Origin of the sequence: Austwickia chelonae (genome assembly GCF_003391095.1) — a bacterium.
Taxonomy (GTDB): domain Bacteria; phylum Actinomycetota; class Actinomycetes; order Actinomycetales; family Dermatophilaceae; genus Austwickia; species Austwickia chelonae_A.
The window spans coordinates 3,396,414-3,422,189 of sequence record NZ_CP031447.1 but is presented as its reverse complement, the minus strand read 5'-3'; the positions used below and the strand labels follow the sequence as shown (position 1 = coordinate 3,422,189).

Below are 25,776 nucleotides of genomic sequence, written 5' to 3'. Positions count from 1 at the left end.
GGACCCCGCCAGGGGGACAGGATGCTGACCCGGCTGCCACGCCCCGGCACGGTCGGAACGGTGCTCGTCTCGAGCGCTGTTCTGGCCGTGCTGGTCCTGGCATCGCTGGCCGTCGGCTCCCATCACATCCCCCTCGGCCGTGTCATCGCCGCCTTCACGGCGTACGACGCTTCGCTGAGCGACCACGTCCTGGTGCGTGACCTACGTGTGCCCCGCACCGGTGTCGCCGTGGTCGTCGGTGCAGCCCTCGGCGCCGCCGGGGCTCTCACCCAAGCCGTGACCAGGAATCCGCTCGCCGAACCAGGGTTCCTCGGCATCAGTGCCGGTGCAGCTGTCGTCGTCGCCCTCGGACTGGTCGTCATGCCGCACGCCGACGTCGCCACCATGATCCTGTTCTCCTTCGCCGGGGCTGCCACCAGTGGCATCGCCGTACTGCTGCTCGGTGGGGCCTTCCGGGAAACCGTCGATCCGGTTCGGCTCGTCCTCGCCGGGGCGGCGCTCTCCGTCGTGCTCAGCGCTGTCACCGGAGCCTTGGTCATCAATAACCGCGCCGTCTTCGAATCCTTCCGTTACTGGGACTCCGGTGCCGTTGCCGCCCGGCCCTGGCCGCTGATCGTCACCGGCACGGTGATCACCGTCCTGGGCATCGTCCTGGGACTCATCGCCGCTCCTGGTCTCAACGCCCTGGCCCTGGGCAGCGAACTGGGCCGTGCCGTCGGCGCCTCACCGCTGCTGACCTGGTCATTGGCCGGGATCGCCGTCGTCCTGCTCGCCGGGACGGCCACCGCCATCGCCGGACCGATCAGCTTCGTCGGCCTGGCCGCGCCGATGATCGTCCGTTCCCTGCTCGGGCCCGACCAACGCAGGCTGGTCCCCGTCTCCGCGCTGGTCGCCGCGGATGCGCTGCTCCTGGCCGATGTCCTCGGCCGAGCGGTCGTCCCCCCGCAGGAAGTCCAGGCTTCCGTGGTCTGCGCCGTCATCGGTGCCCCCATCTTCATCGCCTTCGCCCGCCGTCGCAGACTGGACCGGCTGTGATGACACCGCCACCCGCTCGCACCGCTACCGATCAGAGCCGTCGGGCCGAGGACTTCGACCCGACCCGGCATCTGGCTTTCACTCCGATTCGGTTCGGCACCCACTTCAGCCTGCCCTGGCATCGGCGCAAAGCCGTTGTCCTGACCGCCCTGATCGTGGCCTTGGCCGTCGCCGTCGTCGCCGCGCTCACGACCGGACGCACCTCGATCAGTGCCACCGACGTCCTGGCCACCCTCACCGGGCACGGCCGGGAGACCACCGAAGCCATCCTGTGGAACATCCGCCTGCCCCGGGTCGTCACCGGGGTCGTCGTCGGAGCTGCTCTGGCCGCCTCGGGCGGGGTCTTCCAGTCGATGTCCGGCAATGCCCTCGGGTCGCCCGACATCATCGGTTTCACCAGCGGTGCCGCTGCCGGTGCGGTCGTGCTCATCGTCATTTTCGGCGCCGGGCCCCTCGTGGTGTCCGCCGGGGCGATGCTCGGTGGGCTCCTGGCCGCGCTGGTCGTGTACGCGCTGTCCTTTCGCGGCGGTGCTGCCGGCGGCTACCGGGTGATCCTCGTCGGTATCGGTGTCGGTGCCCTTCTCCGCGCCGTCACCACCATCGTGCTCACCCAGTACGACGCCGACATCGCCCTGGCCGGGCACGCCTGGCTCACCGGAACCCTGAACGCCCGCACCTGGACCCAGGCTGCGATGGCTGCTGTCGCCGTCATTGTGCTGCTGCCCGTCCTGCTCGCCGTGGCCCGCCATCTCAACACTGCCGAACTCGGTGACGACCTGGCCACCCAGCTCGGGGTCCCTGTCCAGGTGTCCCGGGTGGTGACGGTGGCCGCCGGGGTCGGTCTGGTCGGTGCGGCCACCGCCGCCGCCGGGCCGATCTCGTTCATCGCTCTCGCCGCACCCCACCTGACCCGTCGGATGGTCGGTGTCGCCGAGGTTCCCGTCGTCACCGCCGCCGTCACCGGGTCGCTGCTGGTGGTCGCCGCCGACCTCCTCGGACAACGGCTTCCCCAGGTGTTGCAGATGCCCATCGGTTTGACCTCGGGTGTCCTCGGCGGCGTCTACCTGCTGTGGCTGTTGTCCCGACCATCCCGGAGTGTCACCACATGAGCGGATCATCTCCCCTCACCTCGACCCCGCAGATCGCGGGCCAGGCGCTCAGCCTGGGGTATGACGACCGGGCGGTGGTCGACGCCCTCGACTTCGAGGTCCCGGTCGGTGAGTTCACCGTCATCGTGGGGCCGAATGCCTGCGGGAAGTCCACCCTGCTCAAAGGGCTGGCTCGGCTGCTGAAACCGTCCTCGGGCTGTGTCCTGGTCGATGGGCAGGACATCCACCGGATGCGCACCGTCGACGTGGCGACCCGGATCGGGCTGCTGCCGCAACAGAATGTGGTGCCTTCCGGGATCACCGTCACCGATCTGGTCGCTCGGGGACGCTTCGCCCATCAGCGGTTTTTCCGCCGGTGGAGCCCGCAGGACGCGGCAGCCGTCGCCGCTGCGATGGCTGCGACCCGGATCACCGCATTGGCCGACCGTGTCGTCGACCAGCTCTCCGGCGGGCAGCGCCAACGGGTGTGGTTGGCGACCGTGCTGGCCCAGGACACTCCGGTCGTCTTCCTGGACGAACCGACCACCTATCTCGACATCGCCCACCAGGTCGAAGTGCTCGAACTGTGCCGGGAACTGCACCAGGCCGGGCACACTCTGGTCGCGGTGCTGCACGACCTCAACCAGGCCGCCCGCTATGCCACTCACCTGGTCGCCATGCGCGACGGCCGTATCGTCGCCGAAGGAGCTCCCGCTGCTGTGCTCACCGAACAACTCCTCGAGGAGGTCTTCGGGCTGCCTGCTCGGATCATCGACGACCCGTTCAGCGGTGCACCCTTGGTGATCCCGACCGGTGCACCCCGCTGGGACGACCATGCGTAGGACGGCAGAGCAGTCCTGTTGGGCGCCCGGCTCCGCCCCTGACCGGGAGCTCGTCGCTGCACCTCTGGGGCCCGGCAGCCGCCCGCTCACTCCGGCCGATCTCGATACCGTCGACGATGTCACCGTTCTGCGGGAAGTCGGTGGGCGTTCCGGCCGGGAGGTCCTCCTGATCGGCGGTGTCCGGCACCACCCGGTCATCTTCCGGTACCCCGACCAGGCAGGGCCGGTGATGTTGCATCTCAACGGGCTCACCGATCGCCACCGCGCCCGAGCCGACCTGGCTTTCCTCGACGAGGGGCAGCTCACCTACCTGCTTCCGGCCGACGGCACGTGGAGCTACCGTTTCGTTGCTGCTGCCGACATGCCCCACGGTGACCTTCCCGCCGACGTGGGGGCGACCCGTCCGGGATGGCTGGCCGTTCACGCTGCTGGACGACCAGATCCGGCCAATCCCGAATCCATCCCCGACTTCAGGGGAGGGTACCGCTCATCGGTCCATACCGGTCCGGCTGCCTGCATCCACCCGGCCTGGGCCGATACGGATACCGGTGGTCGACTGGTCATCGAACTGACTTTCCCGGTGGGGCTGCCTCCTGCCGGGCCTGCCGTCGGGTCGACCGACCTGCGCACGCCGTACGGCGACAATATGCGGACCTGTTATCTCTCACCGGCTGCTGGCCCGGACGCGCCCGTCCTCATCGTTCTCGACGGACGGATGTGGTACTGGCTCGGTCTACCTGTCGCTCTTGACCGCCGCGGCGGTCGGCGCCCTCATCTGCTGATGGTCGATTCCGGCAGTCTCGATCAGCGCGCCGCCGATCTGCCTCACCCGGAGCGTGTCGGGGCCGTCGTGGCCGCAGCGCTGGCTGCGACCGCGCCGCTGATCGGCGTGCACGATCCGTCTCGCACCCTCGTCTGCGGGCAGTCCTTCGGCGGCCTGGCCGCGGCCGGGCTGCTCGTGCACCGGTCAGACCTGGTCTCGGCGGCGGTCGCCCAGTCCGGTTCGTTCTGGTTCGCGCCCGGACGGGAACCTCGTCGCGACGACCCCACACCGGGGGTCCTGCTGGAGGAGGTTCGAGCTCTGGCCGAGGCCGGGGAGACCCTGCCCGGCCGTCGTCTCGTCGTCCAGGTCGGGACGGACGAGGACGACATGGTGTTGTTGTCCCGCGCCTGCCGGGACACTCTGCGCTTCGCCGGGGTCGATGTCACCCATCGCGAATACCGGGGCGGGCACGACTACGCCTGGTGGCGGCACGGTCTCCTCCACGCCCTCGACGAACTGGACGGCATCGCACCCTAACTGCGGGTTTGATGGTGAGCTGCGTCTTTCCGGGGATGCCTCTTGGCATTGGAGATCATGGAAACGATATTGTCCCGATGCGTTTGAGCGCTCGGGCAAGGCTGTTGCTCCGATTTGCTGCGGCCGTTACGTCCCAGTGCTGAGAGGCGAACTCATTGAGGCGGCTGGCATACAAGGGCCCTGCCCTCCCATCGGCGGCGACCATGTCTCTCTGTATATCTCGAGAAGAGGAGTCTTTGCACAGTTGTAGAAGTGCACGCTTGGCATGTGTCAATGCGTCCGGGTCTTGTGGGATGATTTTAGCTTTGATTTTGAAGTACTTCGAGAAAGATGCTGAGTCTGCCATCAGCCATGACTCCGTCATCGATTTCGCGATTCTCAGGCAGAAAGATTTGTTCCAGTCTTCCAATGGTGGAGCCAACTTGCGGAGGAGTTCGACGGGACAGTCGGAATCAGAGTCTCGAAAAACGACCCAGGGTGCGTATGCTGCCGCTGTATTGTAGTTCGGAATTTTTGGGTCGAGTCGCGATTTTCCTCCTGCCACCACAATTTTCGCGACCTCGTGCCCGGCTGTTCGAACGACCGCCGCGGCTGCCTCACGGTCGGACTCTCCTTCAACGGCGATATTGATCATGTTTTCTTGCCCACGGAGACCAGGCCGGAAAGGTCCGTCGGCGAGACCAGGCCGTTGACGATCTCAGAGGTGGGGAGCTCGGCAGAAATCTCCCCTGCCACCTCGGGAATCTTGGACAGCAGGGAGGCTGTGGTGCCGTCTGCGGTCACCCTGAGTACGAGCACTTCACTTGGGCGAATCCCCTCGTCGTCGAGGATTTCCGGCGCATGGGTCGACAGCAGCGTCTGCATGCTACGGTCGCGTTGCGCGGTGGCGAGGACAGTGGGCAGCTTGCGGACGATCGCCGAGTTGAGTGATAGCTCTGGCTCCTCTAGCAGCAGAACACCTCCTTTTGCAGGCGCGCTGACCAGCGTCCAGAGCAAGCCGATGAGTCGTAAGGTGCCGTCGGAGAAATCGGCTTCGTTTTGCCGTGCCGGGCTGTTGCGCCAGTTGCGATAACCGGCTATCAGGTGCGGCACGCCGCTTTTATCCACTTCTAGGTTCAGTGATTCGAACTCCGGAACGGCGGCCTGGAGCGCGGCCTGCATGCGTCGTATCCAAGCCTCCCGAGTTCGAGTCTGGACTGTATTCATCTGAGTGATGAAGTCGCTCCCGTGAGGGTCTCCGGCTGTGATGCCCTGCCGCAGTGGGCTGCGGATGATCTGGGGGACCAGATGAAAGTATTTTACTTTGGTGAAGTAGTCGGATAGGGGGCGAAATTTCTGATTCGCGGAAATCTGTTCGAGATGGGTCTGGGTCAAGAGTTCCGGGTCAGCGCTGTCTGCGGAATCCGGCCTGCTGAGGAGTTTTTTCCCGTTCTTCTCCACGACTTCTGCGTGAACGATAGGGCGATTTCTCCCACCCTTTTCTGTCTTGATCTCGAGGTGGTAGTGCCAGACGTCCGAGTCGTCCTCAAGCTCGAAGTCAACGATCAGCGCGCCCTTTTGCTTGTTGCGTGCAAAAAGGCTGCGGACCTTCGTCAGCCCGCCGCGTTTATCAAGGGCTGCGGACAACCCCCCGCCGGGTGATGCGAGATCTCCAACGAAGCGGAAGAGGTCGAGAAGATTGGACTTCCCTGAAGCATTGGGGCCCACGATGAACAGTCGGTCTTCGATGGGAAAGTCGATGTTTTTAAAATTTCTCCAATTGCTGGCCTTGACTCGAGTGACGTGCATGTCTCTCCTTGTCCCGATTTACACACCCCAGCTGCAGAGGGGTTTCGTGCGATCCCAGGCTACCGGTGGCATCTGACAGCTCGAGGGGGGCAAGAGGATTCGGTGCTGTGCCGCCGCTCCTGCAGTACCTCGCAGTGCTGTTTCAATTCGACGGTGAGCTGGCTCAGCCTGACGTAGCATTCCGCGTCGACGGAAAGCGTCTTCGAACAAGGGGCGGGAGTCATCGAAATTCCCCTCGCGCGAAGTTTTTCGGTCGGCTCGGCGTCGCAGAGGAAAGCCAGTAGACGAGGCGTGGCTCCTACAGTTCCGCGATCTGAGTATCTGCCGGTGTGTTCGGCGTGTCCTCGCTTGCGCGGGCGTGCCAGATGGGAAGTTATCGGATGTGTGGTCGACCACTCCGGGCAGTGTTCGGCGCCACCACCGGATCTTCCCGACGGTGACGCCGACTGCTCGGAGATCCGCGGTTCAGGCTGGGCGACGGGAATGCTGTGGGTTCTCCACGAGCTCGGCGAGTCGTTTCAGGGTGGCGGCCATGGCCGGGGCGAACCGGTCGGGGAAAGCAGGTTTCTCGATGGTCCAGTGGGCGTGCATGGCGGTCGACCAGTCGTAGGTCTCCCGGACGATGGTGCCCTCCTCGTGGCTTTCGAGTTCGTAGCGCCAACGGTGTCCGCCGACGAAGGGCTTCCCCCGGAATTCGCCGGTGGTGGCCCAGGCGATCAGCCGGGGCTCCTCGAATTCGACGACCTCGTTGACCGACCGGTAGGGGACGCGCCCCCACCGGCGCATGCCCATGGTGAAGCGGGTTCCGTGGCTGAGTCGTCCGGGGCCGTGCGGTTCTCCGCTGACCATGTCGGAGCCGTCGATCAGGTGATGTTGGAAGGGATCGGCGAGGACGTCGAAGATCGTCTGCCGGTCGGCATGGATGAGGCGTTCCACACTGCGTGACTGGAGACACCCGGCGGTGTGCGGCTGGGAGGTCGTCATGTGGTGACGCTACCCCTGTTTCCTGGAGGTTCGGCCGGAGGTGCCGATCGGATGCGACTATGACATGTCAGGTAATCCATCGGCGGCCTCTGACAGTGCTGCTACCAGGGCATGTACGGCCGGATTCTCGTCGGAGCTGACCCGCCAGACGGCTTCCACGACACGGGCCGGAGCCGGGGAGACCGCCAAGGACACCACACCGTCGGGTAGAGGCGGGCGGGCGATCCTGGGAACGAGGGCGATACCGCCTCCGGCGAGGACCAAGGCGATCTGGGTGGAGAAGTCGTCGATGCGGTGGCCGACATGGGGGTGCGCTCCGCGGGCGAACAGGCGGCGGAACCAGTCGTGGCAGGCCGTTCCCGTCGGGCTGGTCACCCAAGTCTCTTCCCGCAGGTCGGCGGCACCGACCCGTTCGCGTCCGGCGAGGCGGTGCCCGGCCGGGACGATGACATCGCCGACGTCGACGCACAGTTCCCGCAGACAGGTGCGCTGTGACGAGCTCTCGGCCCGACGGGCAGGTGCTGTCCGGGAGTCGTGGACGACGGCGAGGTCGGCGCTGCCATTGGCGAGGACGGCGAGCGCTTCGGCCGGGTCGGCCTCGTCGATCTCGATGGTCAGGTCCGGGTGTGCTGTCGCGAGGGCCGGCAGGGCGTGGGTGAACAGTCCGCGGATGGCGGTGGAGAAGGCGACGACGTGCACGGTGCCGGACACGTGGCGGGTGCGGGCCCGGGCTGCATGGACGGCGCCTTCCAAGGCGGCGAAGACGTCCACCGAGCGGGCGACGAGGGTTTCTCCGGCGGGAGTGAGCGCGACCCCGCGTCCGACCCGGGCGAGCAGGGCGACACCGATGTCGGCTTCGAGCCGTTTCAACCGTTGGGAGACCGCGGACGGGGTGAACCCGAGGACGTCGGCCGCACTGGTCACCGAGCCGGTCTCGGCGACCAGGGCCAGCGCGCGGAGGGCTTCTGCTTCGACCACCCCCCGATTATGAAGCAAAACTACGTAATACTGCACTGAATCAGTTGCTGGACTGGATGCTTCAGGTCGGGCAGGCTGACCCCATGACGCAGACACCCGCCCGCCCCTTCGGCTCCGTCCTCACCGCCATGGTCACCCCCATGCACCCCGACGGCTCCCTCGACCTCGACGGAGCCCGCGCCCTCGTCGAACACCTCCTCGCCACCGGCCACGACGGCATCGTCGTCAATGGCACCACCGGCGAATCGGCGACGCTCTCCGACGACGAGAGCGTGCAGATGATGGAACTCGTCGTCGGCCAGGTGAACGGACGCGCCCAGGTCATCGCCGGTGTCGGCTCCAATGACACCCGCCACGTCCTGGAGATGACGGCGCGCGCCGAGGCGGCCGGGGTCGACGGTCTGCTGCTGGTCTCCCCTTACTACAACAAGCCGACGCAGCGCGGGCTGATCGCGCACTGCCGTGCGGTCGCCGATGCGACGAAGCTGCCGGTCATGCTCTACGACATCCCTGGTCGGACAGGGATCCCCTTCACCTCCGAGACCTTGCGGGAGTTGGCGTCGCACCCGCGGATCGTGGCGGTGAAGGACGCGAAGGGTGACCAGTGGGCGGCGACCGAGCTGATGGAGCAGACCGGTCTGGCCTGGTACTCGGGGTCGGACGAGGACAACCTGGCTTATCTGGCGTTGGGTGCGGCCGGTGTGGTCAGCGTCGTCGGCCATGTCGCCGGTGATCGGTACCGGGCGATGGTGGACGCGGTGGACGCCGGTGATCTTGTCGAGGCGCGGCGGGTGCACCGGCAGCTGGTGCCTGCGGTGAACGCGATCATGCGTACTTCGCAGGGCGCGATCATGGCGAAGGCTGCGCTGGTGGAACTCGGGGTCATCGAGCACGCGGCGGTGCGGATGCCGCTGGTGGAGTCCTCGGAGGCGGAACTGGAGATCCTGCGGTCCGGGCTGGCCGCGTCGGGTGTGGGTTCCACAGCAGTGGAGTAACCGGTTTCCGCTGCTGATCTGCGGCTGATTTAGAGCATTTCCTCGGCGTTTCTCGTTGTCGTGGGCCGTGGTTCTTTGTGTCATTGGCCTATGAGCTGATGGCAGCTCGCGAGATGAGGCGGGGAAGTCATGGTTTTTCGTGCTGAATCTGCGGTTTTGCTCTCGGGATTTACCTGTAGAGATCGCTGAGGAGGCATTGGACGATGAGGTCATTCCATCTGCGGTTGATTTCTCTGGCGTCGGTGCTGCTGTTCGGGTTGATCTCGTTCTTGAGTGTGGTGAATGTCAGCCTGCTGGACCGTTCTGCTCCAGTGGCCGTCGGTGCTCGGGCTTCGTTGGACCTGGATTTCACCAGGTCTCCGGAGCTCGGCGCCGACCCGTACCCTCGGTTGGCGGCGGCTGCGGAGAAGTACCGGGTCGGGTTGGTGAAGTTATTGCCTGATCTGAGCGGCGACCAGTCCGGGCAGGTCCTTGTTCCGCTCGGTGGCGTCGACGTGTCCGGGCAGATTGCTCGGTTCGGCGGTTCGACTTCTCCGGTGCGGCCGGTCGAGGTCTTGGAGAGCTCCTACCCGTCAGGGGAGTACCTGGTGACCGGGCCGTCTGCCGACCGGTCGGGATTCACCTCCTGGCTGGAGGGCCAAGGTGTCATTGTCCGTTGGGTCGATATCAGCATCGGCACCTCGCTCGAGATGCTTTACCGACAGCCCAGTTTTCTGGCGACGATCGGTGCCGTCGTCGGGTTATCGGGATCCTTGGTGCTCTACTGGGCGGCGGTCCGGGCGCGAACCAGGTCGCTGCGTATCCTCAACGGCGTCTCGGCTGCGCGGATCCAAGCAGAGGACCTGTCCGTTTTCGGTGTGGCCGTCGGGGCAGGCGCGGCCGTTGCCGCCATCGTCTCCACGGGGCTGGTCGCGCCCTGACCCAGGGGAGTGTCTTCGTCCCGTCCTATCTGGAGTCGTGGGCGGTCTTCGCCGGGACGACCCTGTCGCTGACTGCTTTTCTGGCGGTGTTGCTCTCGGCGGTTTCTCGACCCTCCACGACGGCATTGGTCAGACGTCGGCCTGCCGTGGGAAGCCTGCGCGGACCGGCGCTCACGCTCACCTTCGTCCTCTTCGGGCTCGTCATGGTGACTTTTCCGCCGACGTTGACGATCGTCGAGGAATCCCGTTCCGCGTCGAAACAACTGGCTCAGTGGAAACACCTGGCGGACAAAGTCAATGTCCTGCTTCCCTCCGGCACCGGCGATACCGGATTCGAACAGATCAAGCACCGGATCGGGTCGGTCGTTCACGATGCGGAGCGACGCGACGGGGCCGCGCTGTCCTACACCTGGGCCAGAGGCGGAGCGGCGAGCCCACCACTTGATCAGGACGACAGTTTCTCCTTGGTGACGGCCCCTTGGCTGGCGATGATGGTCGGCCGGGCCGATTGGGAGTCTGCTCCCGGGTTCACGAAGGTGGCACCGGAGAAAGTGCCCATCGCGGTCACCCAGATGTTGGAGCCGAACCTGGAGATCTGGCGTCGACATACCGACCGGCCCCTGAAGGCGACTGATCTCGCGTTCTACCGTTACACCGGTCGACCGGGACTTCCGCTGGCCGAGGCGGGCAGCGGTGTTCTCCTCTTCAGTGACCAGGCCCTCATCGCGGTGGCCCCGTCGCTGTACGAGACCTTCGACGACGGTTTCCTGGGGTCGGTCTCCTCCACCGGAAATATCGTGCTCACCGGCCTTTCGGCGACGAGGCAGGGGGTTCAGGATCACGGACTGTCCGGGAAGGTCACCGTCAAATATGTCGCCGAAGCAGGAGTGCTCCGTGCCCAGTACGCGGAGTATTTTGCCTGGCTGCAGGGGATTTCACTTGTCACCACGGTGGTGGCCTTGGTGCTCTCGGCCGGGGTCTCCGCATCTGTCCGGGCGCTGGTGCGTGCCCGGCGTGATTTCCCGCTCCGGTTCTCCGGGGCGACCTGGGCCGAGGTCGTCGGTGAACGACTCCCCGCAGAGCTGGTGGTCATGACCGTGATCACCGTTCTGGCCGTGTTCACGGTCGGTGGTGCACATCGTGCGGAGATCGTGCTCCTGGGTGTGCTCATGGTGCTGCTCACCCCGGTGATGCATGTTCTCGCGGTCCGGAAAGTCTTCGACAGGGTGGCCACCCGCAGAATCTGAGAGGTGTCGCGATGATGGTGCAAGCATGTTCCCTCGGGGTCGTGATCGACGGTTCGCAGGTCTTCGACGGGGTAGATCTGACCTGCGAACCGGGCACGATGACCGCGCTGATCGGTCCGAGCGGGTGCGGAAAAACCACCTTGTTGCACTGCCTGGGGTTGGTGCAGCAGGTCACGACGGGGCAGGTCGTCATCGACGGGGTGGACGCCACCGGATGGCAGGAATCGCGGCGGCGTCGCTTCTGGCGGCAGGACGCAGCTTTCGTGTTGCAGGACTACGGGATCATGGAGGACGAGAACGTCGGATTCAACGTGACCATGCGGGCGAGCCCGCTCAGCGGGAAAACCCGTGGCGACCGAGGGCGATTGGCCGATGTTCTCAGTGAGGTCGGCCTCGTCGGAAGAGAAGACGAACAGGCGTCCCATCTCAGCGGCGGGGAGAAACAGCGCCTCGCAGTCGCCCGGGCGATCTACCGGAAAGCCCGGATCATCTACGTCGACGAGCCGACCGCGTCCTTGGACCACGAGAACCGCAGTGCGGTCATCCGACTCTTCCAAGAACGAGCGGAGACCGGGTGCACCGTCCTGATCGCGACCCACGACAAAGAGATGATCGACTGCTGCACCACGAGCTACCTCGTCGATCGAAGAGCAGCGGCCGGACTCACCGTTGGAGAAAGTTCTCCAGGACGAGTCCTTCGGTGTTCCGGTCGAGCTGACCCGCAGTTGAGGACCGCACGACAACAGGCGGAGCGAATCTGACGCTGTTCATGGCCTGTTCGCTCAGCTTGGTCCGGGAACTGCCGAAAGGTGACCGTGCGCCCCGGACTGCCACCTCGGGCGCTCGTGGCCTTTGGACCGAGAGGCCACCTTACCGAGTCTCGCAGGAGCCCAGATGTACCAATCATCCGTGCCGGAGGAGTCGCAGGCCGGAGGGCAGGGCCCTTCGCCACAGGGACGACGGTTGGGATTGCGCACCAAGATTCTGTCGATCGGTCTGACCGGTGTGGTCGTGGCCGCAGGGTTGACCTTCCTCTCGATGTGGTCGCTCAACTCGATCGCGTCCACTACCAGCGAACTGGAGAACGCTTACGAGACCCGGACAGCTGTCGTCCGGGTCGATCAGTTCGTCTCGGAGATGAACGGCCAGCAGAACGCCTACGTGCTGGACATCGCAGCGAAGGGCAGCGCGGCGGTGGAGCCGAGCAACGAAGCGCGTAAGAGTTACCTGGAAGCCATGGCCGGGTTGAACGACCGGTTGAACCAGCTGACGAACATGGTTCGTACCGAGGAGGGGAGTAAGCTCCTCACCGAGATCCAGGCCCAGGCGAAAGCCTTCACCGCGAACGACGACAAGATCGTCTCCCTGGCGAAGGCCAATGGCGCGAACAGTTTCAAGGAGGCCACTGAGCTGGCCACCACTGGTTCTGCCCAGTCGATGAATCCATTGAGCGATGCCACCACCAAACTGAACGATCTGGCGAAGAAACGGGTCGATGACAGCCGGGCCGATCTGGCCTCCGCGCGGAACCTGGCGACTTATCTCTCGATAGGCATGGTGCTGGTTGCCGGCATCATCCTGGTCTTCCTGTCCTTGCGGATCAGCGGTGCCATCCTGACCGCTGTCCGTAAGGTATTGCAGAGCGTGCAGGCGATGGACGCCGGTGACCTTCGAGTCTCCGCCGATGTGCAGAGCGCCGATGAGATCGGCGACATGGCTCGAGCACTGGACCAGAGCCGGGAGTCGATGCGGAACGTTCTCCGCCGGGTCGGCGAGGCCTCGTCCACCGTGGCTGCCGCCAGTGAAGAACTCACCGCCACGGCCGGTCAGATGCGGGCCTCGGCGACATTGTCCTCGGAGCGAGCAGGAGCAGCAGCGGGCTCGGCCGCCGACGTGTCGAACAATGTGCAGACGGTCGCCGCCGGTACCGAGGAGATGACGGCGTCGATCCGGGAGATCTCGAAGAACACCACCGACGCGGCTGGGGTCGCGGCCAGCGCTGTACAGGTCGCCGACCGTACGAATTCCACGGTCGCAAAGCTGGGCGATTCCAGCGTGGAGATCGGCAATGTCGTCAAGGTCATCACGACCATCGCGGAGCAGACGAACCTGTTGGCCCTGAATGCGACGATCGAAGCAGCCCGGGCCGGTGAAGCCGGTAAGGGCTTCGCCGTGGTCGCCAATGAGGTGAAGGACCTCGCGCAGGAGACCGCCAAGGCCACGGAGGACATCTCCCACCGGGTCGAGCAGATCCAGATCGACACCGAAGCCGCAGTCGCGGCGATCAGCGAGATCTCGGCGATCATCGCCCAGATCAACGACACCCAGGCCACGATCGCCTCGGCGGTGGAGGAGCAGACGGCCACCACCAACGAGATGAGTCGCAATGTCTCCGATGCAGCGAGCGGAGCAGGCCAGATCGCCGGCTATGTCGACGAAGTCTCCCAAGCGGCGGCCGACACCAACGGCGCTGTCGAGGACACCTCGGCAGCAGCTCAGGAACTGGCTTCCCGTTCACATGAATTGCAGTCGCTGATCGGACGTTTCCAGTACTGATCCGTAGAACGCGGAGGGAGGGGCGGCCTGGCAGAGGCTTGCCCCTCCCTCAGTCGTTCGAGGGTCGGAAGACGAAGGATGCGTGGCCGGTGACCTTCAGGGGGTCGCCCCCGGTGTCTCCGGAGTTGCTGGTGTCGAGCAGCTCGGGAATCAGCCGGTGATTCTGGACGGCCAGGAGGAGGCCGTTGACCGGGGTGGCTCCGCTGGCCTGTTCGGCGGTCAACGCGCCGCGCCCGTCGAGGATCTGCCCGATGGTGACCTCGTCGACGGCGCGGGCTTCTTCTTGGCGTAGCGACCTGGACAATGCTGAGCTGGCCACGACCAGGGTCTCCTCACCGCCCCAGAGCAGGTCGAGAACGGCGGCGACCTCGACGGGAATGGCCCGGCCCACGGCGAGGGGGACGAACGTGAACTCGTCGAGGACCTCCTGCAGGAAGGGGAGCTGTACCTCCAGGGAGATCTCCCTTCGGTGGGCTTCGTCGTCGGTGTGCACGATCTCGGGCAGGGCTTCGGCCAGGGCTCGGGCTGCCTGTTGGTCGACGGGGACGTCACCCAAGGGGGTGCTGAAGGCTTCGTAGCCGGTCAGGGCGATCCCCCGGGGAGGGTCCTGTTGAACCGGGCCCAGGAGGACGACCTTCCGGATGTTGCTGCGGGCGACTTCGACGCGGGCGTAGGCGGCGGCGGAGCCGTGACCGCAGTGGGAGTAGTCGCTGTGCGCCACGAGAACGGCTTTCGGCGGGTGCTCCGGATCGAGCGCCATGTCGGCACGTCCCTGAGCGAGCTGTGATCTGATCAGATCGGTCAGCTCGCGAGCCTCGGCTGGATACTGTCTGCCGGCCGCTGCCGGCGGTCGGTTGGCGGCCATGGGTCAACGCTACCCACAAATGAGTTGGGTCTTTTACGGGTATGCTGCCCATGACATCCCAATGCGGCCTGACTCGGGGTTGGCGTGCGTGGGGGAGAACCGGACGGCGTGGGTGTGCCGTGTCGAGCCTCCCGGCTCCGTGGCTATCGCGTGGACTCAGCGTGACCCGTCCGTGACATGTCGGCTTCGACCGATATCTGCGACCTGGGCGGATAGTTCTGTGACCGATACGTGACATCACGGTTACGCAGCAAGCGAAGCCGGGGCTCTGGTCAGAGCGTCAGAGGGGGGACAGTATGTATTGCGAGACTGGTTCAAGGGCAAAGGAACCACTATGAACGTCAAGACCTCCCGTTTCCTCCCCGGTCGACTCGGCCTGCTGGGAAAGGTGCTGGCTGTGACGACGTGCGCAGCCCTGGCCGCTGCTGGTTGCGGAAGCGCACCGGTCTCGACCTCTGCATCGGCGAAGACCCCCGCTGCGGCTGCGTCCTCGTCGGCGGCAGAACCTCAGGGCGAGGCCACCACCGACACCGCCGCCGGTGTCATGTCCGTCCAGAACCTGGCCGCCCCGGCCGGGCGGCTCCTCGACGGGCTGGAGTGCCGGGCCAAGGTTGCCAGCACGGTTCGCCAGACCCTGTACGCCCACGAACTCAACGGCTCCATCGCCCGCATGGTCGAACGGCAGGGACAGTTCAGCTTCCAGCCGGTCCTCCTGGCCAGGGGCGGCGGAATGGGTGATGTCGGCAGCGGTATGGAGACCTTCGTCGCCACCGACCCGCAAGGGCGCCTGCACTACATCGAGGTCAGCATGACCCGCGACGACGCAGGCAAGGTCGCCAGTTCGATGCTGACCACCGACGTGGTACTGGGCGAGGGATACGACAAGGCCAAGGCCTTGGGCGCTTCGGTGGCCTTCCACATCAACGGCGACCCGGAGATCTTCGTTGTCGACGCCAAGGGCCAGCTGTTGCGCTACGAGATGAGCGCCGCCGCCCGCCAGATCAAACTCTCCGAGCCGAAGGTCATCGCGACCGGCCTGCGCAATGTCACCTCCATGAGCGTGGAGAGCTTCGATCTCGACGGCAACCTCGCCGTGGACGAGCAGGCCGCGACCCGCGTGCTCATCGTCGACGGCGACACCGTCAAACAGACCATCGTCATGCGCGATGGCACCCATGACGGCATGACCCCGGTGCTCGGCCCGCACCAGGAGATCCGCGACGCCACCGCGATCACCCGGATGTGGTGTGCCCAGCCCGACGGCCCGATGACCGACCAGGGCGGCCTGGTGTTCTTCTGGAACACCGGAGGAGGTGTCATCTTCACCGGCAACTACACCCCTGCGGTGAAGAAGCCGAACCTGACCTATTCCACCCGGATCGACCCAGCGGTCACCGGACTTCTCGCCGGCTGACGTTCTGCCGCGGTCGCCGAACCGCTGGACGGAGAAGATCGGTGCCTGATACGACGGGAGGGCCGCCCACGCAGCGCGTGGGCGGCCCTCCCGTCGGTTCTTCAGGACCTCAGACGGTCTTCGGCTCCTTGGAGAGCTGAGCCCTCATCTCGGTCGCGTACTGATCGGCGTTGAGCCCGACGATCAGGTGCAGCGTGGTGTCGGTGATCTGCGCGATGCCCAGAACACCGGCAGCGCGCAGAGCATCCTCGTCGACCGGGGCATTCTCCCGGATGACGATTCGCAGACGGGTCTCCCCGGCCTCCTCGACCTTCACGATATTGCTGCGGTGACCGAGGGCACCCAGCCAGATCTCGACCTTCTGCGGGGCCTCGGGGTCACGCAGCTTCGGCTGAGTCGCAGCAGGCGCCTCGTAGACCACATCGGCGACATCGGCCTCGGAGAGATCGGCGTCGTCACCGGCAGTGGACAGGTACTCCTCCATGTCCGTCTTCAGGTTCTCCGAACGGGTGCCGAAGATGGCCTGCATGTTGCGGCCGACGACCAGGACACCGGCAGCCCCGAGCGCCTTCAACTTGGCCTGGTCGGCGCGGCTGATGTCCTTCACCCCGACACGCAGACGCGTGATGCAGGCGTCGAGGTCGGTGATGTTGGAACGGCCACCGAAGGCGAGCACCAGCTGGCGGGCGAAGTCGTTCGTCGAGCCACCGGTGACGGCGCTCTCGGCGACGGCGTCCTCACGGCCCGGGGTCTTCAGGTCACGCCACTTGATCAGCGTGGCGAAGACCACGTAGTACAGCGCGAAGTAGATCGGTCCGACGAGGAGCACCAGCCAGGGCTTCTGGTCCAGTGCGAAGTAGAGCAGGTAGTCGATACCACCCTGGCTGAAGGTGTAACCCAGACGTCCACCGAGCAGGAACATGATCGGGAAGCTCAGCCCGGCCAGGATGATGTGCGCGACGTACAGCAGCGGCGCCACGAACATGAACGAGAACTCGAGCGGCTCGGTGATACCGGTCAGGAACGAGGTCAGCGCGGCCGAGAACATGATGGAACCGACGCGGACACGGTTCTCCGGCTTGGCCGTCTTCCAGATGGCCAGAGCTGCACCGGGCAGACCGAACATCTTGAACAGGAAGCCACCGCCGAGCACGCCGTACTCGGGCTTGTAGTAGAAGCAGTTCAGCCAGCCGTGCAGCACGGTGCCATCAGGCTTGGTGCACTCGCCCAGCTCGTAGAAGAAGGGCGCATTCCAGATGTGGTGCAGGCCGAAGGGGATCAGCGAACGCTCGACCGTTCCGTAGAGCCACACCGCGGCCCAGGTCTGGCTGTTGGAAGCCCATGCACCGAAGGAGTTGATCCCGTTCTGGACGGGCGGCCAGACGAAGGCCAGAACGACACCCACCGCGATGGCGGCGAAGGCGGTGACGATCGGCACGAACCGCTTACCGGCGAAGAAGCCCAGGTAAGGGGGCAGGCTGATCCGGTAGTACTTGTTGAACAGGTACCCGGCGACCAGGCCGATGATGATGCCGCCGAAGACACCGGTGGAGATGGTCTCGATGCCGAACATGCTGAACGGCGGTTTCTGATCGGCCTTCGGCAGCTTGTCGTTCAACGGGACGATGATGCCCCGGGCCTTACCGATGACCCCCATCGTCGCGATCATGACGAGGAAGCCGACGGTCGCGGCCAGCGCGGACACACCGTCGTTCTTCGTCATACCCAGCGCGACACCGATCGCGAAGATCAGCGGCAGCGCGGCGAAGATCGGGTCTCCGGAGTTCTGCATGATCTGGAAGAGCAGGGTGACCGCTTCGGGCACCTGCCATCCGTTGGTCTCGATGCCCTTCAAGGACGCCATACCGACGCCGAGCAGGATGCCGGCGACCGGGAGGACGGACACCGGGAGCATCAGGGACTTACCGAGGCGTTGCATCTCGGCGAAGATCCGGGATCCGAGCCCGTTCTTCTCGTCGGTCGCCCCCGTCGAGCCGGAGGTCTTCTCCGACTGAGTGGCCACAGTGGACATGGCTCTGTTTTCCTTCCGGCTCAGTACTGCTCGTAGGGGACGAGTGCGCGCACGTCGGCTGCGGTGTTCGCAGCCAGGGCCTGTGCGGCGATCTCACGGGCACGTTCGACGTTGAGGGCGCGGACCTGCGCCTTCACCGTGGGGATCGCGGGGACGGAGACGGACAGTTCGTCCACTCCCAGCCCGACGAGGATGGCGGTGGCCTGCGGGTCGGAGGCCACACCGCCGCAGACACCGACCCAGCGCCCGTGGGCGTGGGCAGCTTCGACGGTCTGGGCGATCAGGCCCAGCACTGCAGGGTTGAGCGCGTCGACCTGCGGTGCCAGTGTGGGGTGTCCCCGGTCCATCGCGAGGGTGTACTGGGTGAGGTCGTTCGTGCCGATGGAGAAGAAGTCGCATTCGGCGGCGAACTGACGTGCCATGACGGCGGTGGAAGGTACTTCGACCATGATGCCGACGGGCACCGGGTCGACCCCGAGGAGCTCACGCTCTTCCTCGAGCACGCCCTTGGCGGCGCGCAGGTCTTCGAGGGTGGCGATCATCGGGAACATGATGTGCAATTTCGCGCCGGTGGTGGAGGCACGCAGGATGGCCCGCAGCTGGGTGCGCAGCACATCGGGGCGGTTCAGCCCGACCCGGATGCCCCGCTCGCCGAGGAAGGGGTTCTCCTCGCGGGGCAGGGGCAGATAGGGCAGGGGCTTGTCGCCGCCGACGTCGAGGGTACGGATGACCAACGGCTGGCCGGGGGAGAGCGCCTCAGCCGCAGCCCGGTAGGCCTCGTACTGCTCGTCCTCGGTGGGGGCGGTGGCCCGGTCGAGGAAGAGGAATTCGCTGCGCAGCAGCCCGACTCCTTCGCCGCCGACCTCTGCGGCTGCGCGGGCGTCCTGGGCGCTGCCGATATTGGCGACGACCTCGATGGCGCGACCGTCGGTGGTGACGGCTGGACTCTGGGCTTCGGCGAGGTCGCGCTGCTTGCGTTCGGCGGCGCGGGCCTGGCGTTCGCGGATCTGGGTGATCTCGTCGTCGCTGACGTTGATACGCAGGGTTCCTGCGGCACCGTCGAGGACAACGCGGGAGCCAGTGGCCAGTTCGAGGGCCTTGGCCTCGATGCCGGCGATGGCGGGGATGTCCATCGAGCGGGCCAGGATGGCCACGTGGCTGGTGGCTCCGCCGCCGACGGTGGCGAAGCCGACGACCTTGCTGGTGTCCAGCGAAGCAGTGTCGCTGGGGGTCAGGTCTTCGGCGATGAGGACCGAGCCTTCGACGATGACCGGCCCTTCGGCCTTGTGCCCGGTGAGCTCCTCGAGCACGCGGCGGCCGACGTCGCGGACGTCATTGGCTCGCCCGGCGAGGATCTCGTTCTTCAGCCCGGCCAGACGGTCGGCGTAGACGGTGTAGGCGGCCCGCCAGGCGTAGGGGGCGCTCTTGCCCTTGTCGATGCCGGAGATGGCGATGTCGAGCAGGTCGGGGTCGGTCAACAGGGCCTGGTGGGCCTCGAAGATCTGTGCCTTGTCGTCGTCGGCTTCCTTGGCCATCTTGTCGCGCAGCGACTTGAGTTGAACGGCGGCCCGGTCGAGGGCGTCGGTCAGGGCGCGGCGTTCGGCGTGGCGGTCGTGTGCGAACTCTTCGACCTCGATCTCGTCCTTGCGGATCTGGACGATGGTGCCGACTCCCAGGCCTGGTGAGGCCGAGACGCCGAGGAGGACGTTGGGGTCCTCGGAACGACGCCGGATGAGCGGTTCGCCGTAGGGGGTCGCGGCGGCCGGTGAGCTGACGGGCGCAGCTTCGGGGTCGTCGGGCAGCGCGCTGACCCCGGCTTCGCCGAGGCCTTCGGCGATGGCGCGTGAGAGGTCTGCGGCGGCTTTTTCGGCGTCGGCGCCGGTGGCGCTGATCTGGACCTTGTCGCGCAGGCTGACGGACATGGCCATGATCGCCATCACGCTCTTGGCGTTGGCGCTCTCCTCGCCGCGGCGCAGCAGGATCTGCGATTCGAAGCGCTTGGCGGCGGTGGCCAGGGCAGCGGCCGGTCGGGCGTGCAGACCGGTCGGGTTGGGGACAAGCACTGCCGGGGAGGTGACCGTGCGCCCGGTGGGTGTTGTGCCGGCGGTGTCGGTCGTGTCACCTGCGGCGAGGGTGATGGTGGCTACGACATCGTCGCCGGCCTGGGCCACTCCGGTGGCCGGGACGAGTGAAGTGATCTGGTCGGAGTTGGCGATCACGACCTGGGTGAGCAGGCTCTTGGCCTCGACGGCGATCTTGTCCATGTCGAAGTCGATGAGCGGCTGCCCAGTGGTGACCTTGTCGCCCAGTTCGACGCGGGCGGTGAAGCCTTCGCCACGCATCTGGACGGTGTCCAGCCCGATGTGGAGGAGGATCTCCAGTCCTTCGGCTGTCCGCACGGTGACGGCGTGCTGGCTGGGGTGCAGGTGGGCGATTTCGCCGTCGCACGGGGCTAGCAGGCTCGAGGAGAGCGGGTCGATGGAGATACCTTCGCCGACCATCTTCTGGGCGAAGACGGGGTCGGGTACCTGCTCTATGGGGACGAGCACACCTGAGACCGGCGCTATGAGGCGCAGTCCAGGCGCAGAGGACGGTGCAGTCGTCATGTCCACCTCCTTGGGAACGGCGGACGTGCGGGATTCGCTCACACGATCCGCTGCAGTGGGGTCCGGGGTCGAACAGATGCTTGCAGACGCGTCCCTAAAGACGAAACCCGGGCTGCCGCCTAAGCCATGGGCGGGGTGCCCCAAAGTCTGGCTCAGGGCACCCTTTCCTAAGAATTTTCCTGTACAGCAAGGCTATTCGACTCCCGTTCGAGCCTTATGAGTGTTTTCGGGACCAAGGGCAGATTTCGCTGGATGGTCACATGTCGCGTCCGGATCGTGTCGGCCGTGGGGCAGGTGGTCGCGCGACGCGCCGGGCAGCCCGACGGGCTGTCTGGCATGACAGTGGGCCATAGGGAAATTAAAGTGAAAAATCCTGAATGTCTCTAGTCGTGTCCACGTCAGTCTCCGTGCAGGAGGACCTATGGGTGTGCTCTTCAGTCCCTGTCTGAGCTTCGACGGCACTTGCCGGGAGGCCATGGAGTTCTACCGGGACACCTTCGGGGGGTCTCTCGAGTTCGCCACCTTCGGTCAGTACGGGGCGGTGCATGGAGAGGGGGCGGAGCGGGTGCTGCACAGTCACCTGATCACCCGATCGGGCTTCGTCCTGATGGCGGTGGATTCCTTGGAGTCGGCGGGGCGCCCTCCTCGGCCCAACGGGCAGCTTTCGCTCAGCGGGCCTCGCGGTGAGGAGATGGCGGGATACCTCGACCGCCTCTGCGACGGGGGTGAGGTCGTCGAATCCTTCCAGAAACAGCCCTGGGGGGATGAGTTCGGAACGGTGGTGGACCGCTACGGGGTGGTCTGGTCGATCAACGTCGGGGCGAGCGACGGCTGAGCGCTTGCTCGGTACGAGCGGACTTCCTGCGTCGGCTCTGCAGGGGCTCCTTGGCGCAGATGTCGTCGGGGTTGACGAGTGGGCAGCGTGCGGTGGAGAGGCATCCGCACCCCATGCAGCAGTCGAGGCTGTCCCGCATGGCGGTCAGGTGGTCGATGCGCTCCTGGAGGGAGCGTTGCCAGATCCCGGTGAGGTGTTTCCAATCGCTTTCGGAGGGCACATCGTTCTGGGGCAGGTGTTCGAGGGAAGCGCGGATGTCGGCCAGCGACATGCCGAATTGTTGAGCAGCCTTGATGAAGGCAAGGCGACGGAGGACATGTCGTGGATATCGACGCTGGTTCCCGCGTGTTCGATATGACGTGAGAATGCCTTGGTCTTCATAGAAACGCAGGGTTGGAACTGGGATCCCCGAGCGTTCTGACATGTTGCCGATCGGCAACATGTCGTGCATGGTCAGCCGACGTGACATGAGGTGAGCCTAGCCTGTTCACGTCTTTGATCCGTGTCGCGCAAAGGAGAAAAATCTGTGAACTCATACAGAAACACTGTGAAGTGTTGTCAAGCAATGCCGCGCGACGCCCGAGCTGAAATATGCTCCAGGAGAGCCTCCAGTTCGGTGCGCATGTGGTGGGCGACAGCGTCCGGATCGGGAAGTAACTCGCGAGCAGAAAGAATGCCGATCTCCAGCTTTCCGTCATAGCTGATCGCATGAATGAAAAGGTATACCGGCGGGCAGATGATCGTGCGGGCGTACAGGTGCTCCACCTTGCGTCCGCAGAAATACAACGGGTCTGCCGAACCGCGCATCGTCGACACCGAGAGGTTCTGGGTCGGTGGGATGAGATGGAATGGCCGTGAACCCGCGAAGGCCATCGCCGCCGAGACCACCCCGGGCAGCAGCAGATCCCCTACGTCCGAGAGCACGTCCCAGGACGCCCGCGAACGGGGGAGGCCACTCTTGGCCTGGCTCGACCGGGCGTGCACAGCGGCGAGCCGCTCGACCGGATCGGCGAGATGTACTGGAAGGTCGACCCAGATCGCAGTGAAGGCATTCCCGCCTGATCGATCACCGTCCCCCTCCCGGCGGGTGCGGACGCTCACCGGGCAGGTGGTCACCAAGGGCCGGTCCGGGACCTCGTCGAATTCCGCCAGGTAGGCGCGCAGCGCCCCGCTGACCACCGCGAGGATCACATCGTTCAACGTCGATCCGGGATGGGCTCCTCGTGCAGTCTGTACCTGGTCCAGCGGGAGGCTCAGGACGGCCATGGCTCGTCCGGTGTCCTTGATGTGCCGGTTGAACCGGGTCACTGGAGGGTGATCGGTGAGGGAGGGGACGAACGGAGGAAGCTTCAGCGGGCGACCGGCCGACCGTCCACCGGTCGATGCTGCGGCAGGCCTTTCAGGTGACAACTGCCCACCAGGAAGGCGATTTCGCATCCTGCGGGTGGCTCGGTCCACTGCGCGGGGTGCGATCCCGGTCAGCGTACGAGCGATCCGCATGCTTGTCCGAACGGTGATCGCGGCCCGTTGGGGGATCTCCACGGCGGCTCGCAGCAGGGCGGGCGGTTCGTACCCGGTCGACCTGCTGATGAAGGGACGGGTCGGTCCGGGGGAGCCAGCCTTGTCCCCGATGCCCACGGTGGGTGAGTGCAACGCCTGTTCTGCGGGATCCGACGGCGGGTCGGCCTCGAAGATCGACTGGTAGAGCCGCATGAAACCCAGCCCGTCGGTCAGGGCGTGATGGCCGCGTAGAACCAGTGCGCTCCGTCGTTCGGCCATGCCGTGGACCAACCACACCTGCCAGAGCGGCCGGGAGCGGTCCAGGGGATCGGCGGTGAGGTCTAGGACGAGATCGAGCAGGTCACGTTCGCTGCCCTGTCCGGGGCAGAAGACCTCCTGGACGTGATGGTCGAGGTCCAGATGGGGGTCGTCGACCCACTTGTCCTCCCCGATCCCGAGCGGGGCCTGGGAGACCCGTCGACTCAGGTAGGGAGCTTCGTCCAGGACCCGTGCGATGACCAGCCTGACAGCGTCGTAGGTCAGTTCGGTTTTCCCGGAGGGCTCGAGCACGGTGATGCCGACGACGTCCATCGGGAAGCCGTCGCGCTCCAGTCGCAGGAAGATGCGCTCGGTGCTGGTCATGGATTTCATGCTGGGCTCCAGGACTTGTCGGTGACGCTATGCCAGAGGGTATCCCGGGGCGTGCGCATGCCATGTGAATGGGTTCTTTTGTCAGGCAATGAGATCGATGGTCTAGCGGACATCCACCCAGCCCGGGGGCGGTAACTGCGCGGCCTCCAGCAGAGCTGCGGAAGGCTGGCTCGGCAACGTACGTCGTCGGCAGGGGGTGCCGATGAGGGCGCCGAAGGAGGAGATGGCGATGACTGCCCCGACGGTGGTCAGCGCCGTTGACGAGCCGGCGGAGGCGGCGAGCCATCCCGTCCCTACGGCGGCGAGGGACATCAGACTGATGTTCACGGTCTGGGTGGCAGTGATCTGTCGGGCCATGAGGACGGCCGGAACGTAGCTCTGGCGCCAGCCGGCTCGGATCATATTGCTGCAGACCACCCCGCCGCCGATGAGGAAGGTGCCGGCCAGGAGATGCGGCAGATGCGGGTCGTCCGGCCACCAGCGGGGGAGCAGGAGCCCACCGGTTCCGACGAGGGGGTAGAGCAGCATGATGCTGCCGATGTCTCCCCGTGCGCGGCAGATGCGCGGCGCCATGACCACCCCGGCCAATGAGCCGAAGGCCTGGACGGCGACGGCGAGCCCGGCCTGGGCCGGCCCTAGCCCGAGATCACGGATCAGGACCAGCACCATCAAGGTCTGCAGTCCGGTCAGCCCCGCATTGGACACTGCGCCCTGGACGGAGAAGAAACGCAGATAGGGATCGCGGAAGGTCATCCGCCATCCGGTTCGGACGTGACGCATCGCGTCGGTGTAGGCCGTGTTCGTCATGGGCGGGCTCCGCAGAGCGGGGATGCGGAGCAGCGCTATGGCCGAGCCGAGGTGGGAACAGATGTTGGCCAGGACGACGAAGGCCGGTGCAAGGATGGCGGCGGTCGCGCCACCCAGGACAGGGCCGATGATCTGGGTGGTCGACTCGGCCCGGGTGAGATCGGCATTGGCCGTCGCCAGGTCGTGCCGTCGGACGAGTTCGACCATGATGCGGGGATATCCGGCACGGAAGAGGACGGTGGTGACGGCGACCGTGACTGCGGCGACCAGCAGATGGGCGATGTGCAGCTGGTGGAGGGCCCAAGCCAGTGGGATCGTCGCCAGGACGAAGGCGGCGGCCAGATGACCCATGGCCATGGTGCGGGGGGCATTCCCTCGGCTGATGGCCACGTCCAGGGGTAGTCCGAGCATGAGCCAGGGGAGCCACACGGCGGCGTTGAGCAGTCCGATCCATATCGGGGAGGCTTGTAGCGGAACGACGGCGATGAGGTTGAGCAGGAAAGCCGTCAGGCTGGTGCCCAGCGAGCTGAGGGCGCCTCCGGCCCAGAAGAGCCGGTAGCGCTGGTTGTGGCGCAGTGGCGGGGTCATTTCCAGGCCACTGCGTCGTCGCTGCACGTGGCGTCCACGGAACCACAGTAGGGAGGGCGACTCTTATGTACAAGAATTCCGATATGACCGGATCATGAACAGGGGTGGCCCTGCGGTGCATTTCGAGCCGTCTCACCTGGGTTGCGGATGACCACCCTTTCGAGTGCCTGATCGATCCGGGACATCAAGGAAGGATCCGGGCGTGCCCCGGCAGCCTTCGCGGATCTGTTGGCTGTCCACTCGCTGACTCCGATGTCCAGGGCTTTCCCTGCCCGGACGATGTCGGCGAAGGCCTGCATCGTTTCTTCCAGGGGTGTGGGTTGGTCGTAGCGATAGGTCGACATGGTCGGTGCGCAGCCGGCGTAATGAGGCGTCGATCGACTCCATGATGTGCTTGCGGGACAGGCTGCAGTCGTTGTGTCGGCCAGGGCCGGTGGGCCAGTAGGCCTTGGTGAGGATCTCCAGGTCAAGTGCTGTGTGCGCGCAGGCCATCGCGGTCTCCCGCTCTACTTGTGAGCCGTGGGTCAGCCAGTTGCCATAAGCGATCTCGCTGATTTTGAGCCCATTTTTTCCGAGATATCGGTATTCCATGAAAAGACTGCATCTCTTTGGTGTTCCGTCATTTTCGTGATCGAGTGGGTCTCTCTACGGTGCTGGACGGACGCTTGATCAAGGTAGTTAACCAAAGTCATTGCTTGAACTAATCAAATCTTGGCTCTACCGTGGAAGTACAGAGAGCTCCACC

Annotated in this window: 21 protein-coding genes and 1 pseudogene; 11 read left to right on the top strand and 11 right to left on the bottom strand. The window is 65.5% G+C overall.

The features are described from left to right. Positions 1 to 21: 21 nt before the first annotated feature. From DX923_RS15070 to DX923_RS15055, 4 genes are read left to right on the top strand one after another with little or no spacing between them, the layout of a single operon-like run. Positions 22 to 1,035: a FecCD family ABC transporter permease gene (locus DX923_RS15070; RefSeq protein ID WP_116115910.1), complete on the top strand. Its 1,014-nt coding sequence runs from the start codon at positions 22 to 24 to the stop codon at positions 1,033 to 1,035. Next, a complete protein-coding gene (locus DX923_RS15065) occupies positions 1,035 to 2,144 on the top strand; it encodes a FecCD family ABC transporter permease (protein ID WP_116115909.1) in 1,110 nt (369 codons plus the stop codon). Before DX923_RS15070 ends, DX923_RS15065 begins: the two co-directional genes overlap by 1 nt. After that, positions 2,141 to 2,965 carry an ABC transporter ATP-binding protein gene (locus tag DX923_RS15060; RefSeq protein WP_116115908.1) on the top strand — a complete coding sequence of 275 codons (825 nt, stop codon included), beginning with the start codon at positions 2,141 to 2,143 and terminating at the stop codon, positions 2,963 to 2,965. Before DX923_RS15065 ends, DX923_RS15060 begins: the two co-directional genes overlap by 4 nt. Then, entirely contained in the window at positions 2,958 to 4,265 is a 1,308-nt protein-coding gene (locus tag DX923_RS15055) for an enterochelin esterase domain-containing protein (protein WP_116115907.1), read from the top strand. Before DX923_RS15060 ends, DX923_RS15055 begins: the two co-directional genes overlap by 8 nt. 55 nt (positions 4,266 to 4,320) lie before the next feature. On the opposite strand, the gene DX923_RS15050 is transcribed toward DX923_RS15055, so the two are convergent. The 4 genes from DX923_RS15050 to DX923_RS15035 form a co-directional block, all read right to left on the bottom strand. Continuing rightward, positions 4,321 to 4,899, bottom strand: coding sequence for a hypothetical protein (locus tag DX923_RS15050; RefSeq protein ID WP_205413060.1), 579 nt, complete (start codon positions 4,897 to 4,899; stop codon positions 4,321 to 4,323). After that, on the bottom strand, positions 4,896 to 6,053 hold the full coding sequence (locus tag DX923_RS15045) for an AAA family ATPase (protein ID WP_116115906.1): 1,158 nt from the start codon (positions 6,051 to 6,053) through the stop codon (positions 4,896 to 4,898). Before DX923_RS15045 ends, DX923_RS15050 begins: the two co-directional genes overlap by 4 nt. A gap of 465 nt (positions 6,054 to 6,518) precedes the next feature. After that, positions 6,519 to 7,037, bottom strand: a complete 519-nt coding sequence (locus tag DX923_RS15040) for an SRPBCC family protein (RefSeq protein ID WP_116115905.1) — start codon at positions 7,035 to 7,037, stop codon at positions 6,519 to 6,521. A gap of 57 nt (positions 7,038 to 7,094) precedes the next feature. After that, on the bottom strand, positions 7,095 to 8,015 hold the full coding sequence (locus tag DX923_RS15035; RefSeq protein WP_116115904.1) for a LysR family transcriptional regulator: 921 nt from the start codon (positions 8,013 to 8,015) through the stop codon (positions 7,095 to 7,097). Between the two features lie 83 nt (positions 8,016 to 8,098). Here DX923_RS15035 and dapA point away from each other — a divergent pair, with 83 nt between their 5' ends. The 5 genes from dapA (at position 8,099) to DX923_RS15010 (ending at position 13,733) form a co-directional block, all read left to right on the top strand. Continuing rightward, positions 8,099 to 9,010 carry a 4-hydroxy-tetrahydrodipicolinate synthase gene (gene dapA, locus DX923_RS15030; protein ID WP_116116373.1) on the top strand — a complete coding sequence of 304 codons (912 nt, stop codon included), beginning with the start codon at positions 8,099 to 8,101 and terminating at the stop codon, positions 9,008 to 9,010. A 203-nt stretch (positions 9,011 to 9,213) separates the two neighbouring features. Further along, positions 9,214 to 9,930 (top strand): hypothetical protein, encoded by a 717-nt coding sequence (locus DX923_RS15025; protein WP_116115903.1) that lies wholly within the window; start codon positions 9,214 to 9,216, stop codon positions 9,928 to 9,930. Positions 9,931 to 10,076: 146 nt separating this feature from the next. After that, positions 10,077 to 11,177 carry a hypothetical protein gene (locus DX923_RS15020; protein WP_116115902.1) on the top strand — a complete coding sequence of 367 codons (1,101 nt, stop codon included), beginning with the start codon at positions 10,077 to 10,079 and terminating at the stop codon, positions 11,175 to 11,177. A gap of 11 nt (positions 11,178 to 11,188) precedes the next feature. Beyond that, entirely contained in the window at positions 11,189 to 11,938 is a 750-nt protein-coding gene (locus DX923_RS15015) for an ABC transporter ATP-binding protein (RefSeq protein WP_116115901.1), read from the top strand. A 133-nt stretch (positions 11,939 to 12,071) separates the two neighbouring features. Continuing rightward, positions 12,072 to 13,733 (top strand): methyl-accepting chemotaxis protein, encoded by a 1,662-nt coding sequence (locus DX923_RS15010; protein ID WP_116115900.1) that lies wholly within the window; start codon positions 12,072 to 12,074, stop codon positions 13,731 to 13,733. A 49-nt stretch (positions 13,734 to 13,782) separates the two neighbouring features. On the opposite strand, the gene amrB is transcribed toward DX923_RS15010, so the two are convergent. Further along, a complete protein-coding gene (gene amrB / locus DX923_RS15005) occupies positions 13,783 to 14,598 on the bottom strand; it encodes an AmmeMemoRadiSam system protein B (RefSeq protein ID WP_116115899.1) in 816 nt (271 codons plus the stop codon). A 334-nt stretch (positions 14,599 to 14,932) separates the two neighbouring features. On the opposite strand from amrB, the gene DX923_RS15000 reads away from it, so the two are divergent. Beyond that, positions 14,933 to 16,012 (top strand): hypothetical protein, encoded by a 1,080-nt coding sequence (locus DX923_RS15000; protein WP_116115898.1) that lies wholly within the window; start codon positions 14,933 to 14,935, stop codon positions 16,010 to 16,012. A 109-nt stretch (positions 16,013 to 16,121) separates the two neighbouring features. Here DX923_RS15000 and ptsG read toward each other — a convergent pair whose 3' ends face one another. Continuing rightward, positions 16,122 to 18,044, bottom strand: coding sequence for a glucose-specific PTS transporter subunit IIBC (gene ptsG, locus DX923_RS14995; RefSeq protein ID WP_116115897.1), 1,923 nt, complete (start codon positions 18,042 to 18,044; stop codon positions 16,122 to 16,124). A 20-nt stretch (positions 18,045 to 18,064) separates the two neighbouring features. Continuing rightward, positions 18,065 to 20,650, bottom strand: a complete 2,586-nt coding sequence (ptsP, locus tag DX923_RS14990) for a phosphoenolpyruvate--protein phosphotransferase (protein ID WP_116115896.1) — start codon at positions 20,648 to 20,650, stop codon at positions 18,065 to 18,067. A 421-nt stretch (positions 20,651 to 21,071) separates the two neighbouring features. Between ptsP and DX923_RS14985 the strand changes: the two genes are divergently transcribed. Then, the gene (locus DX923_RS14985; protein WP_116115895.1) at positions 21,072 to 21,485 is read left to right on the top strand and encodes a VOC family protein; all 414 of its coding nucleotides are present in this window, start codon (positions 21,072 to 21,074) and stop codon (positions 21,483 to 21,485) included. Here the strand turns inward: DX923_RS14985 and soxR are convergent. The 4 genes and pseudogenes from soxR to DX923_RS14965 form a co-directional block, all read right to left on the bottom strand. Continuing rightward, on the bottom strand, positions 21,460 to 21,954 hold the full coding sequence (gene soxR, locus DX923_RS14980; protein ID WP_116115894.1) for a redox-sensitive transcriptional activator SoxR: 495 nt from the start codon (positions 21,952 to 21,954) through the stop codon (positions 21,460 to 21,462). The two genes, DX923_RS14985 and soxR, sit on opposite strands and share 26 nt — an antisense overlap. A gap of 89 nt (positions 21,955 to 22,043) precedes the next feature. Continuing rightward, positions 22,044 to 23,627, bottom strand: a complete 1,584-nt coding sequence (locus tag DX923_RS14975) for a wax ester/triacylglycerol synthase family O-acyltransferase (protein WP_162873050.1) — start codon at positions 23,625 to 23,627, stop codon at positions 22,044 to 22,046. Between the two features lie 111 nt (positions 23,628 to 23,738). Beyond that, on the bottom strand, positions 23,739 to 25,058 hold the full coding sequence (locus DX923_RS14970) for an MFS transporter (protein ID WP_162873049.1): 1,320 nt from the start codon (positions 25,056 to 25,058) through the stop codon (positions 23,739 to 23,741). 197 nt (positions 25,059 to 25,255) lie between these two features. Next, positions 25,256 to 25,622 (bottom strand): annotated as a pseudogene (locus tag DX923_RS14965) (aldo/keto reductase); the annotation flags it as partial. Positions 25,623 to 25,776 lie beyond the last annotated feature (154 nt).